At 51.1% G+C, this 13,400-nt stretch carries 9 protein-coding genes; 1 reads left to right on the forward strand and 8 read right to left on the reverse strand.

The genetic code is table 11. From position 1 onward, the window contains the following. Positions 1-42 precede the first annotated feature (42 nt). Positions 43-1,242: an alginate export family protein gene (locus OXH16_00915; protein MCY3679926.1), complete on the forward strand. Its 1,200-nt coding sequence runs from the start codon at positions 43-45 to the stop codon at positions 1,240-1,242. A gap of 55 nt (positions 1,243-1,297) precedes the next feature. On the opposite strand, the gene OXH16_00920 is transcribed toward OXH16_00915, so the two are convergent. The 8 genes from OXH16_00920 to lepB form a co-directional block, all read right to left on the reverse strand. Further along, the gene (locus OXH16_00920) at positions 1,298-1,921 is read right to left on the reverse strand and encodes an L-threonylcarbamoyladenylate synthase (protein ID MCY3679927.1); all 624 of its coding nucleotides are present in this window, start codon (positions 1,919-1,921) and stop codon (positions 1,298-1,300) included. Positions 1,922-1,927: 6 nt separating this feature from the next. Beyond that, positions 1,928-6,625 carry an FG-GAP-like repeat-containing protein gene (locus OXH16_00925; protein ID MCY3679928.1) on the reverse strand — a complete coding sequence of 1,566 codons (4,698 nt, stop codon included), beginning with the start codon at positions 6,623-6,625 and terminating at the stop codon, positions 1,928-1,930. A gap of 87 nt (positions 6,626-6,712) precedes the next feature. After that, positions 6,713-7,741: a cobalamin-independent methionine synthase II family protein gene (locus OXH16_00930; GenBank protein MCY3679929.1), complete on the reverse strand. Its 1,029-nt coding sequence runs from the start codon at positions 7,739-7,741 to the stop codon at positions 6,713-6,715. Positions 7,742-7,758: 17 nt separating this feature from the next. After that, positions 7,759-8,940: a hypothetical protein gene (locus OXH16_00935; GenBank protein ID MCY3679930.1), complete on the reverse strand. Its 1,182-nt coding sequence runs from the start codon at positions 8,938-8,940 to the stop codon at positions 7,759-7,761. Between the two features lie 2 nt (positions 8,941-8,942). After that, positions 8,943-10,691 (reverse strand): SLBB domain-containing protein, encoded by a 1,749-nt coding sequence (locus OXH16_00940; protein MCY3679931.1) that lies wholly within the window; start codon positions 10,689-10,691, stop codon positions 8,943-8,945. Beyond that, entirely contained in the window at positions 10,688-11,587 is a 900-nt protein-coding gene (gene thrB / locus OXH16_00945) for a homoserine kinase (protein MCY3679932.1), read from the reverse strand. Before thrB ends, OXH16_00940 begins: the two co-directional genes overlap by 4 nt. Then, entirely contained in the window at positions 11,588-12,697 is a 1,110-nt protein-coding gene (gene hemW, locus OXH16_00950; GenBank protein MCY3679933.1) for a radical SAM family heme chaperone HemW, read from the reverse strand. It abuts the gene before it with no gap. A 5-nt stretch (positions 12,698-12,702) separates the two neighbouring features. Next, a complete protein-coding gene (lepB, locus tag OXH16_00955) occupies positions 12,703-13,392 on the reverse strand; it encodes a signal peptidase I (GenBank protein MCY3679934.1) in 690 nt (229 codons plus the stop codon). Positions 13,393-13,400 lie beyond the last annotated feature (8 nt).

Below are 13,400 nucleotides of genomic sequence, written 5' to 3' on the forward strand. Positions count from 1 at the left end.
TAGGTGATCTCCGATTGAAAGATTTGTATCCAGGAGGCTAATATGCTGTCGAGATGGTTGGTTGGTATAGCGATAATTGTCGTTATAGCAAGTAGTGTTGAAGCCACAGATATCGAGTTTGGAGGGCAAGTTCGGCCTCGCACGGAATTTCGAAATCCCGTTGGCAATGGGCACGACGTATTCACATCCATGCGCGCCCGGCTGAATATCACAGCGAATTTAGATCAAGATGTAAATGTGTTTATCCAATTGCAAGATGTGCGGCTGTGGGGCGAAGAAAGCAACACATTCACCGATTATAATGCCGACAATTTCGACTTTCATCAAGCGTATATGGATATCAATGATATGGGCGACACAGCCCTATCCCTTCGTATTGGACGCCAAGCGATAGGATTGGGCGGGCAACGAATAATCGGCGCAGTTGAATGGGCACAACAAGGACGTGCCTTCGATGGCGTTATCGCGACCGCCAGACCCCAATGGGGCACAGTTCAAGGCGTTGGCGTTCGCCTATCCGATACCACAGCCGAAGGTATAAACGGCAATGCCTATCTGGCCGCTTTGTATGCTACTGCATCGGGAACGAACACATCAGCAGATTTTTACGGCATCTACCACCACGTATCTCCCAAAGGCTTCAACAGAAGTGATAATACGCGGCTATGGACACTCGGCGCACGCATTTACGGCGAAAAATCGAACTGGACCTACCGCGCAGAAGGCTCTTTCCAAACAGGCGAACGGCGTGGGCCGAATGGCTCGGCATTTATGTTTGGTGGCAGACTGGGTACAACACTGGGCAAAGGTAGCCTGACCCTGTGGTATGATTATTTGTCTGGCGATGGCAATGAGAAAGACAGCAAATGGAAATCATTCGATACGCTCTTTGCAACCAATCACAAATACTACGGATTTGCCGATTTATTTCTCAACATTCCCGTCCACACTCAAAATCTCGGCCTTCAGGACTTTGCGATAAAAGTATCCGTACCACTGGATGGGGAAGAGCAGTTGCGTTTGGCAGCGGACGGACATGTGTTCTTCCTCGCCCAAAAAGGCAATATGGAATCGGGTCATCTGGCAGATGAACTCGATTTAACACTTTCATATCAATACAGCGAAAATGTAACCTTTGTCACCGGTTATACAATTGCCCTGGCGCGAGATGCCATCAAGGCATTGGGTCGATTGAACGAGGACATGCACTGGGCTTATGTGATGAGCAATGTTTCATTTTAAGCAAATATTGTTTCCCGTATTTGCGATCAGGCGAGGAGATTTTTCTTCTCGCCTTTTATTTTTTTTCAAGGTGAATATGCGCCCTGAGTTTTTGGGCAGGAATAGCACCTTCGCGCAGGAGAATTGCATGGTCGGTAGAAACATCGACAAGCGTAGAAGGAAGCGTACTGTCGGAAGGTCCACCGTCGAGAATGAGATCGAGATGATCGCCCAGTGCGTTCTCCACCTCATAAGCCGAACGCGCCGGAGGCTCTGTAGAACGATTGGCACTCGTACTCGTAAGGGGACCGCCGAGTTCAGTGAGCAACTGGGTAGCAATGGGCGAACTCGAATGGCGGAGAGCCACTGTATCGCGTCCGCCGAGCAAGGCGGGAGAAAGATCGGGATTGGCGCGAAAAACAAGGGTAAGCGGTCCTGGCCAAAATGCCTCGATAAGTATTTGAGCTATCGGAGATACAGCGCGAACAAGCCTTGAAAGATCATCTACACCGCGAATCAAGAGAATAAACCCCTTGTCCTCCGCGCGCCCTTTGGCAATGAAAATTTTCTGAATAGCCTCATCGTTGTGGGGATCAGCCCCCAGGCCATACACGGTCTCGGTCGGATAGGCAATCAGGCCGCCGTTTTTAATAATATCGGCAGCCTGATTGATATTTTGAGGTGTTGGCAGTGCGATCATGGCATCTCACTTCACACTTCTCACTTCATAAACCCTGGCAAAGTGCAGAAAATCGCCGAAACCAACCCGACCATCGGCATTGAGATCAAAGCGCGTATCGACAGAGTCAAAAGCATTGACAAAGATCTGAAAATCATTGAAATCAACCCGACCATCGGCATTGAAATCGAAGGATTTTTCCCGCGGAACAGCAGGCAATGAGAGGGCCAAATCAAATAGAACGGACAGCTCTCGTATTCTGTGATTTGCCGCATCCGCAATTAACAGGGTGCCCGTTGGACTAAGAGCCAAGCCATGCGGGGCATTGAGACTTATGGCGAGGGCACCACCTTCTTCGAAATCGTGTTGCCCCACTTCCGTGCCCGCGACAGTCTGGATCAGACCGCTGTTCAAATCAAGCAAGCGAATGCGGTGATTATTTGTATCTGCAATAAAAAGATATCCCCGCGCATCAACGGCAATGCCCTTCGGAGAATTGAGTTGCGCCTGCGTACCTGCACCGCCATCGCCAGCAAACCCACTCTGTCCCATTCCCGCAACCGTCGCAATAACACCGCGAGAATCGACTTTGCGAATGCGGTGATTATCCGTATCCGCGATATAAACATTACCCCTCTGATCAATAGCAATAGCACTGGGGCGATTTAGGCGCGCCTGTGTGCCCAAGCCACCATCGCCAAAAAATGCACCTTGATCTGGATCGCCACTGCCCGCAACCGTCGTGATAATGCCATTGGCATCGACTTTGCGAATGCGATGATTATCCGTATCCGCGATATAGATATTGCCACGCTGATCAACTGCAAGCCCTGTGGGACTTCTCAAATTGGCGTCCAAAGCACGCCCCCCATCGCCACCAAACTGACCAATTCCAATTCCGGCAAAGGCGAACAATATCTCATCTTCCATCGTGCTCACAACGTGATTGCCCATCTGGCTGATCAGCAAATCGCCGTGAAGAACCATACCTCGAGGCGCAGCGAGATCTTCCGCTACTCCTGTCCCCGCAATGGTCTGGATAATACCTGTTTCCACACTCACGAAGCGAACGCGGTGATTCTCTGTATCCGCAATATAAATATTGCCCGACGGATCGACCAATACGCCTTGTGGTCGCTGAAGAAGTGCCTCAATAGCTGCGCCGCCATCGCCTTGAAACCCACCGCCCTCATCGCCCGAACCGGCGATAGTGCGAATGGTCAGGGCATCTTCTCCAAAAGGTTTGAGGAGTTCTATCTCAACGCGCCCGGATTCCAGACCCGCACTTTCGGCAACGATGACAACGCGCCCATGATCTCGCCCTGCTCGAAAACGCGCATACGCCACGCCATCTCGCACCGCAACGGAATCTCCGCCCGCTGCTTCTGACCTCTGAGAAGAAATGATGAGACCACTACCGCTCTCAATGCGGAATTTAACCGCCTGATCACTGGTGGGCAAAGGTCTGTTGTCTATCGTGACGATCTGTGCGGTGAGTTCAATTTCGGAGATGCCATTGGCCAGCAAATTGTCTGCGCCTGCAAACAAAAAAACGCGAGCAGGGGGTAGAGATGGTTGTTCGGTAATATCTATAACGCGATTGACCGATAAATCGTCTCTATCACTGCGAAATTGCTGCACAATACCACTGGGCCAACGCAGGGAGAGCACTTCGATTTTTTCGGCTTTGCCCACGCCAAATGTGGGCAAGAGCACATCCTGCGATAAAAAGGAAGCACCTCCTGTAATTTCTCGAACGGCCTGGCGATTATTGCCACCCCCATCTTTGAACTCAATTTTGAGGCGCGTGCCAATCGCATCGGTGCTGCTATCTGTGCCGCGAAGCCGAATTGCTATCCAGTTGCCATCAGCCTCGCGATTGCGAAAAAGAGCATCGGGGCCATCCTGCACTGCAACATACAAATCGAGTTTCCCATCGTTGTCGTAATCGGCAAGGGCAACACCGCGGCTATCGGCATTCAGGGCAACGCCCAAAGAATCGGACATCTCTACAAAAAGACCATTCTCATTTTTGTAGTACAAATTGGGCTGACCGCTATTTGTCACATAGAGATCGAGAAAACCATCGCTGTCAAAATCGCCCCATACAGCACCTCTGCCTCGTCCATCGTGATTGAGCATCATCTCAGGTGCGCGATCTCTGAACACGCCATTGCCTTCATTGGTATAAAATCTATTATCCGCACCAAAATAAGGGATAAACAGATCGAGGTCTCCATCGTTGTCAAAATCGCCCCACGTCGCGCCAAAACTCGGCCCGGTATCAACCGGGCTAAAAACATTTTCTACGGATGTGAATTGCTCGCCATCATTTCGAAAAAGGCGGTTGGGTCCGCTATTCGCCAAAAACAAATCCGGGTCCCCATCATTGTCGAAATCGCCCCAGGTAGGTTGAATCCCACTCTCTATATCGCCTATGCCCAGACTATCGGCACGCTCGGAAAAACCATTGCCATTATTCTGGTAAAAGCGGTTCGCGCCAAAATTAGCGACATAGAGGTCGAGATCCCCATCGCGGTCATAATCTGCCCAGGCCGCGCCATACCCGTCCCCGGAATCGTCAACCCCAAAAATGGTGGCAATATCTGTGAATCTCACACCGTCATTGCGATATAAGCGATTGGGTTCGCCAAATTTGGTGACGTAAAGATCGAGATCTCCATCGCCATCCACATCCCCCCATATCCCAGCACTGCCATCGCCGGAATCGTCGATACCCAGTGCTGGCGCGATATCTGTGAACCCCGTACCGTCGTTGAGATATAAGCGATTGGGTTCTCTGCTGCGTACGAGATAGAAATCGGGATCATTATCGTTGTCAAAATCTGTCCAGGCCGCACCAAATCCCGCACCTGTATCCCCCAAACCTATGTTGGTTGACACATCGACAAATCCGCCTGGCTGGGCACTTTGCCCAATGCCCTGTAATTGAAGTCTAACAGCAGGAGTTCCTGGCGCATTGCTAAAAATGGTCAGCACGGTTTGTTGGAGATCCTCGGACTGCGGGCGAAAAATAATGGGAAGTCGCTGGCTTTGTCCAGACTCAATGCGGAGGACATCTGTTTGTTCGACAACAAATTGCGAGTCGGTCGTAGTAGCATTGGGAACCACCAGCACGCCAGCACCGAGGTTGGAAATGCGTACCGACAAGGTTTGAGATTGCCCAATAGAGGTGCGATCAAAAATTAAAACATCGGATGGAAAAAGTCCGATATTGGCGGCATCTCCCCATCCCCGCACATTGACCGTGGCAGAAGGTGTGCGCGAGTCATTGGTGGTAATAGTGATAACACCTCTTGCCACACCTGTTTGTACAGGATCAAATACAATCTCAAGTTCAGCGATTTGCCCGATGCCGACTTCGAAGGGCAATTCCGACAAAACGCGAAACCCGGGGTTATCGGAAATAGCTGTTTCAATGCGAACGGACAAATTGCCTCGATTTTCAACGCGCAAATGGCGCACAGCCGGATCACCAACGCTAACTCTACCAAAGATGATATCCGTGGAAATAGCGTTGAAAAGAGGCATTCGGAACCCAGGATCGCGCAGTTTCCGGATGCGATTGTTGAAAGTATCGATAAAGATGAGGTCCCCATCGCCATCAATCAGCAAATGTGTGGGCTGCCCCAGATCAGACAGAAGACCAAGTGTACCTTCAGGACCTGCACCCGCAACACCCGTTCCCGCGATAGTCAACACATTGCCCGTTTCCGTTTCAACCACGCGAATGCGATTATTGCCCGTATCGCCGATATAGATATTGCCAGTTCCATCAATAGCAACGCCCGAAGGAGAAAAAAATAAAGCACCTGTCGCCGGTCCACCATCGCCCTTGTAGAGGTCCTCTGACAGATTTTCCGCAGAGGTCGCTCCCCGCCCGGCTACAGTATTGATCACGACAACAACTGTCGTATCTCGCGTTGCCCTGCTAATGCGGCGAATGCGTCCATTATTAAAATCCGCAATCAAGAGATCGCCATTACCCGTCACAGCCAATTGTCCAGGGGTTAAACCCGCCCGAGTTGCCAACCCGTCATCCTGAATATTCGACGCCTGAGCACTGCCATTGCCCGCAATTGTGCCTATGGTATTATTCGCCAGATTGAATTGCCGCACGCGGTTGTTGCCCTGTCCATTCTCATCGAGGGCATCAGAGATTAGAAGAGCTATATCGCCCAACATCGTCAGTGCGACAATTTCGTGGAACGTGGCTTGCAGCGCGGGTACCAGATCATTGAAACCACCTTCGCCAGTACCCGCGACCGTAGTGATAATACCAAAAGCATCAATACGCCGAATGCGTCGATTGTGAACATCACTTTCACTCGCACCACCGCTACTGATATAAATATTACCCGCGCTATCGACCGCAATAGCCCTGGGAGTATTGAGCAATGCCATTGTCGCCGCCCCCCCATCACCCGAGAACCCCGGTTCCCCAGTACCCGCTACTGTAGTGATGATACCCGTTAGAGCATCCACTCGTCGAATGCGGTGATTATCCGTATCCGCGATATAGAGATGACCTCGTGTATCGAGTGCAATCCCAAGCGGACGATTGAGCGCAACATCCGTTGCCAGCACATTATCGCGATCTTCCAGGCCACCACCGGCAATGGTGATAATCTCGCCTCGTGCCTGAGCGAAAACACCTGCTTCCGAGATCAGAAGACTAAAAAAAAATATATAAATATATCGCATGGTAGAATGTACGGAACGGGATACAACTGCCTGCCTATGCTTTAGTTGCCTCACCCTTCACCCCTTTTTCATCCGCGTTCATCTGCGTCATCTGCGGATCACACTTCCCAAATAGAGATCTCTGCCTTGCGCAAGGGCTGCGATTTTATGGTCTGCTACCGAGCGTTTGAGCATCCAGAATCCGCAATCGGGATGAATAAATGCGATGCGTCCCGGGCCGAGTTCTTTTTCGGCGTGATCAAGGCGTCGGGCAATTTGTTCGGCAGTTTCAACATGATTGACTTTGATGTCAACCACACCAATACCGAGTTTGATACGCGGATCAATTTCTTTCAGAGCAACCAGATCATCATCGGGGCGATGGGCGAGTTCGAGGACGAGGTGATCGGTGTGCAGATCATTGAGGAAATCGATAAGCGCGCGCCAGGTACCGCGCTGGATGGTCTGCCCCCCGTAATTTCCAAAACAAAAGTGAACAGCTCTTTCAGTATCGGGATCAACCGCATCGAGTACCCTATTAATCGCCTTCGCAGCGATAGGCCCGTCCCCAGGATTGCCCGGAATATTGGCTTCATCGACCTGTACACAGGCGCATGGCAGGCCGCGTACCTGATCGGCCAACACATCGGCCACCCCCAGGAGCAGAGCTTCAAAATCGCCGTAGTAATTGTCGAGCAAGGTGCGGGCAAGCATATAGGGACTGGTAAGCGTAAATTTGAAGGGACCACCTGCGACGGTTGCCGCGCGCAAACAGTCGGATAACAGATTGAGTGACCCCTCTGAGAGGGCCTCATCGACAACCGCTGCAGGTTTGGCGCGAAAGTCCATGGATTGTCTCTGGCGAAACGCCTCGACCTCAGTACGCCCAAAATCGGCGCGCGTACCGCCCATAGGACGCACAAAATATTCGATCATGCCATTGGTTTCGGGATGGTTGATGTCAAATCGGTAGAGTTCGCCATCGGTAGGCAGATCAATTCCTGCCTGGCGCTGCGTATCAAAGATAACGCGCGTGGCATCTACAACAGCGGTTTCACTCGGTGCTGCCACGAGCCAGTCGGGTAACGGATAAGACCCAACAGTGGTGGTGAGAATTGTATTCGGGTTTTCAGACATAGAAATACCTCGCTTACTCACAATTCATCTGATATGGCATCGAGTTTGGCTCGATTCTCCGGAGTCAGATTCCTCAGAGCTTCAAATACAAAGGCAAACAAACAACTCAATATCAGACTAAGCCCCCCTGCAACAGCAACCATGAGACTGCGGCGCGGATAGCTCCGCGTATCAGGAGATCGCGCATAATCCAGGACAGTGACAGTGTGCGTGCCTTTTTCATTTTCAAATCGCGTTTTTTCGTACTCTTGTTTGACAAACTGATAGATGGCATTCTGTATTTGAATATCGCGGATGAGTGCCACCGCGGTCAGGCCCAATTCGGGCAATTGTCGGAAAGGCTTAAAAATTTCTGGCAATTGTCCGCCCGAATCGCTGCTGCGCAGACTATCAGAGACTTGCCCCATAAGCATATCGTCGAGCACCTGGCGCGTGGTCTGGATTTCTATATCGAGTTTTTTCAATTCGGGATTGTCTGAGGTCATCAGTTTTGATTGGACATCGCGCTTGATAATCAGTTCTGCCAGCGAGCCGATGAGAGTGGAAGCGGTTTCCAACTGTGTTTTGATCTGGGTTTCAACGTCTAATACCATATGTTCGTTCTGAAAATCCCGATAGCGCCGTTCGGCTTCGAGCATATCCTGCTCGGCTTCTTTGAGCCGCTCTTCGAGATAAGCCAGATAGGTGCGCGTTTGGTTTTGATTGCGTCGTTCAAGCGCATTTTTGAGTTCTTCAACAAAAGCATTGGTCAATTCTGCCGCCAGTTCTGGGGAGTCGGCTTCGTAGGAAATCGTGAGAAATTGCTCGCGAGAGAGCCCGACTTGCAGGCGATTGGATATCATATCGAGCAATTCGCTTTGATGGGTGGCACCATAGCGCGCGGCGAGATCAAAGCGCTCTGCAACGGAAAGACGCACACTTTCGCTTTCAACGACCGGAACAAACTCTGTAGCGGATACAGCCTCACCACCCAGTCCCATCAAATTAAGGGGCAGATCTTGCAAAAGAGTAGATAGCCCCCCGAGACCACCTCCGGTATCTTGAGGGGGATAAACTGTGGCATAAGCGCGGTAGGCTTTGGGCAGGACCAGAGAAATGCCCGCTGTCACCAGCGCAACCGCAAAAAAGCACGTGAGAATCATGCGCCGCCAGCGCACGAGAACGTAAATGTGGTCGAGGATATTGCGTTCAGATTCCATAATCACTGCCCCTGACCCTGACCGCGTTCGCGTTCGATCACCACAATGGTCAGAACAATCGATGCCACAGCACCCACCATTGCAATAGCTTCTCTCAAAATTCGATAGCCCTGCCCCGGCACGATTTCTCTTGGAGGGACAAAAATCGCATCGCCAGGACGCACGATCGATTCTGACGTAGCACCTATGGCATTGCCCGTATTGCCCTCAACAATGATGATATCTTTCCGTTTTGCACGCGTATTAAAACCGCCAGCGAGATCGATATAACCGCCAACCGTAAGTGCCACATTATAAGGAATATTCGCAGGTGCAACGACCGCACCTGTCACGCGCACAGAAGGTACAAATCGCGGAATGCGAACGACATCGCCATCTTGCAGGAGGATATTGTGTCGCTCGTCGCTGGCCATAAGTGCTACAAAATCAATGGGCAAACGCCCCGAAAGCTGCTGGGTTTTGAGGGTAATGAGGGCTTCTTCGGCATCGGTGCGCTGTGTGCGGGGAATACCGAGCAATCGGTCAAGCGCGGGATCGTCTTCTGTAGCGGTCTCCTCATAATTGACTTTGCGAATAAGGGACGCCTGAACCACGGACGCTTCGGGTGTGAGTTCAGCCTGTTGTAATAATTCTTTGAGGCGAAGGCCCTCCTTCAAGCGAAAAGGACCGGGGAATTTTACCTCACCTTCGACATAAACCCACTTTGTATCGCCGATAACATAGAGTTTATCACCTATTTGCACAGGGATGTTGGCCTCGGAATCACCCGCAAGCGCACGCGGGAGATCAATATCTATAGGTGTCCCTTCGCCATCATCCGACAAGCGCAAAAGGTGGGCGCGCTTTGGAGGGGAATGGGCGCGCAAACCATTCCCAAGAACAATGAGATCAGACACGCGATCACCGGGCGCAAATTCATAGCTACCGGGCCGTTGTATCGCCCCTGTGACATAGATAGAATCGCTTTTGGCGGCGGGCACCACGATTTGTTCCCCATCGAGCATAAAGGGATTGTATTGTTCGTCACCCGTGCGGTTCCACAGTTCGAGATCGACCCGGCGTCCCGTATTGTACCACTTTCCTTTTTCGTCAAGCCCCATAATCTGGATATTGCGGCTGGAGCCTCTGCGGTCCGGATCGTCAATAAGGCCTCCGGCTTTGAGAATGAGTTGCGATGCCTGTTCAACGCCATTGACTGCAACGGTACCGGGTATATGCACTTCGCCAACCACGTTGATGGGAAATGTGCGGAGTTGCGCGAGGCTTATGGAGATGTCGAGTTGACGAAAGCGTTTTTTGATCGCCGATTGGATGGCACGGTCAGCTTCTGCAAGCGATAAAAACGCAACGGGAACAGGGCCGATAGATGGAAAAAGCAAACTGCCGCTCGCGCCGACTGGGACCTCAAAGGTTTCGATTTCTTCACCTCGGTTTACAACCACGGCAAAAACATCGCCCGGCCCGACAATATAGCGACCCGAACGAATAACTGCATCATAGGCCGCTTTGCCAACACTTTTGATTTCAACCAGTGGTATAGCTTCTTGCTCTGTTTTTTCGACAGAAGGCGCGGCAAAAGGTCTGGTGGGTTCTCGCCGTTCTGGTTTTTCTTCGGTTTGACGCGAGTCGCGACGGCGTGATTGCGCGTGTGCAGCGAAAGGGTAAAACACAAAGTCAAAAATGAACAAGCCCACGAGCGCGAAATAAAAAAAACGCATATAGCGCCCCGGATATGCCATAGAGATAATCATGTGACGGTGGCTCCCGATGGATCAATTTCGAGGATGCGATAACGCGCCTGGATGTCTTTTGTCGCCCAAACATCAATCATAGCCTGTCCAATAGCTTTGGCATTTTGGGTTGTAAGCGCGATGAGGGTCGGCCCCGCACCCGAAAGCGCGGCACCCCATGCCCCTGCTTTGCCCGCTACTGAGAGTATCTGATCAAAGCCTGGAATGAGTTTTGCCCGATAGGGATGATGCAAGCGGTCCTGCATGCCAACGGCGAGGTGCTTAAAATTTCCCGTGATCAGCGCTGCCGTGACAATGCATGCTCGGCTTGTACTGAAAACGGCGTCACTGTGAGAAATGGTATTGGGCAAAACATTGCGAGCATCTTCTGTTTTGAGTTCAAATTCGGGAATGGCGACCACGGCGCGCAATTCTTCCGGAGGCCGGGCGCGCACGCATGCAACGCGGTTGCCATCTATAGTAGAAGCAGTGAGACCGCCGAGCAAGCAGGGCGAGACATTGTCGGGATGGCCTTCAATAGTGGCGGCAATATCGAGCATCTCCATCTGAGAAAAAGGTTCGCATAAAAGGTGATTGGCTGCTACAACACCGCCAACAATAGCCGTTGAACTGCTGCCCAATCCCCGGGCAAGGGGCACGGTATTGTGCATATGAATATCGGTTCCTGGTAGTGTTTTCCCCGCGCGTTGGGCGGCAAATTGCGCAGCCTGATAAAAGAGATTCTCCTCATCGGCGGGCAAAACACCCTCCCCTTCACCCTCAATGCTAAACGACACGCCCGGTTGGAAACGGGTTTTTACCGAGGCATAATTGTAAATGGACAGCGCCATACCCAGTGCATCATATCCGGGACCGAGATTGGCCGTGGAACCGGGCAGACGGATGCTAAATTCCATCTATAATTCCCTAACGAGTTCGGTGCATACCAGATCGGCGAGCAGGAGACCCTGTCGCGTCAGGCGGATGCGATTATCAATTTGTTCCAGCAAATGCTGATTTACCATCGCGATGTACTGCTTGTGGATTTTTGGATGGCTCAAAAAATCTGCGCGAAGCCCCCTGCGTTGGCGCAATCCAAGCATAACGCGCTCCAGCAGGTGCTGTGTCGGCGTGAGTTGTTCTTCTCTTTCCACTGCATATCCGGTTGCCTCAATGCGCTGCATATAAGTTTTGAGACCCCGCACATTCCAGGATCGGCAATTGCCGATATATGAATGCGCTGATAAACCAACGCCCAGATAGGGGCGATCATGCCAATAGTTGAGATTGTGACGCGACGCAAATCCCGGTCGGGCGAAATTGGAAATTTCGTAATGTGTGTATCCAGCAACCTCGAGTTGGTCAATAGCATACATATACATCTCCGCCTGATCGGTTTCAGGCGGCACATCCAGTTGTCCCTTTTGAAAGCGACGCGCAAAATTGGTTTGGGGTTCAATCGTGAGACCATACACCGAGATATGCTCAGGACACAGTTCAATAGCTCGCTGAAGACTCTTTATCCATTCTTCAGGCGTCTGCCCAGGCGCACCGTACATAAGGTCGATGCTTATGTTCTTAAACCCCACATCCCGGGCGGCTTTAAACGCGTCTATCGCATCTGAAGTCGTGTGAAATCGACCGAGTGCTTTGAGTGCGCGATCTGTAAATGCCTGTACACCCAGACTCAAGCGGTTTACACCATATTCGTATAACTTTTCAAAGTGTTTGTGATCATTGGGATTGGCCTCTGCCGTAATCTCTGCATCGAGAGCGACCATTTTTTTCGCTTTTTTCAAGATCCGATTCAATTGTCCAGGCGGTATTGCCGAGGGCGTGCCTCCTCCGAAGTATAGCGTATTGAACACGGGCGGCGCGCTGAGGGATTGTATGCGATTTTGCATCTCGACAATCACCGCATCCGTATAGCGTTTGGCCATGTGATTCTTGCCCACAACAAATGCAAAATCGCAATACGGGCAGCGCGAGTGACAAAATGGGATATGAATGTAAAGACCGAGGTACATAACGTTCACTCCACAAGCATACCAATGCGCTGCCAGCGCACGCGCTCTGGGAAATGGAACAGATTATAGAAGGCAATACTGAGCAGAGAAGTTACGTCGCTATATGCGGGAACGCGATCATCTGGCGCCCAGGACCAGTAAAGGATAAATGCTTTCCCCCGAATGAGATCGCGCTTGAGAAAACCCCAGTATCGGCTGTCTTCACTGCTATCGCGGTTATCGCCCATCACGAAATAACAGTCTTCGGGCACAATTTTAGGCCCGTAGTTATCCCGTGTATTGGCCGCCGACCTCCGTTTGAGAATAACTGAATCGATATATTTGGCTTTGGACGGATCAATCGCGCGTTTGTCGTCAACATAAAGGATTTTATCTATTACTTCAACCTTCTGCCCGGGACCTGCAACAATGCGTTTGATAAAATCGCGGGACGGATCTCTGGGATACTGAAAAATGACGATATCGCCGAAAGCCGGTGAACGCCACGCAGGCAGACGAATATCAATAAGGGGAATGCGGGCGCCATAAATAAATTTGTTTGCCAGCAAAAAGTCTCCGACCAACAAAGTATTTTCCATCGATCCCGAAGGAATGCGAAATGCCTGCACGACAAATATGCGAATAAAAAGCGCGAGTGCAAACGCGAGTAAGATGGCTTTGATATATTCGATAGTCACGGATTTTTGGGGGGGCATTTTTCCCC

The sequence above is a fragment of the Gemmatimonadota bacterium genome (assembly GCA_026705765.1).
In the GTDB taxonomy this organism is placed as follows: Bacteria; Latescibacterota; UBA2968; order UBA2968; family UBA2968; genus VXRD01.

Coding starts and splice junctions, on each gene's coding strand:
- OXH16_00915 (MCY3679926.1), top strand. CDS start 43: ATGCTGTCGAGATGGTTGGTTGGTATAGCGATAATTGTCGTTATAGCA.
- OXH16_00920 (MCY3679927.1), bottom strand. CDS start 1,921: ATGATCGCACTGCCAACACCTCAAAATATCAATCAGGCTGCCGATATT.
- OXH16_00925 (MCY3679928.1), bottom strand. CDS start 6,625: ATGCGATATATTTATATATTTTTTTTTAGTCTTCTGATCTCGGAAGCA.
- OXH16_00930 (MCY3679929.1), bottom strand. CDS start 7,741: ATGTCTGAAAACCCGAATACAATTCTCACCACCACTGTTGGGTCTTAT.
- OXH16_00935 (MCY3679930.1), bottom strand. CDS start 8,940: ATGGAATCTGAACGCAATATCCTCGACCACATTTACGTTCTCGTGCGC.
- OXH16_00940 (MCY3679931.1), bottom strand. CDS start 10,691: ATGATTATCTCTATGGCATATCCGGGGCGCTATATGCGTTTTTTTTAT.
- thrB (MCY3679932.1), bottom strand. CDS start 11,587: ATGGAATTTAGCATCCGTCTGCCCGGTTCCACGGCCAATCTCGGTCCC.
- hemW (MCY3679933.1), bottom strand. CDS start 12,697: ATGTACCTCGGTCTTTACATTCATATCCCATTTTGTCACTCGCGCTGC.
- lepB (MCY3679934.1), bottom strand. CDS start 13,392: ATGCCCCCCCAAAAATCCGTGACTATCGAATATATCAAAGCCATCTTA.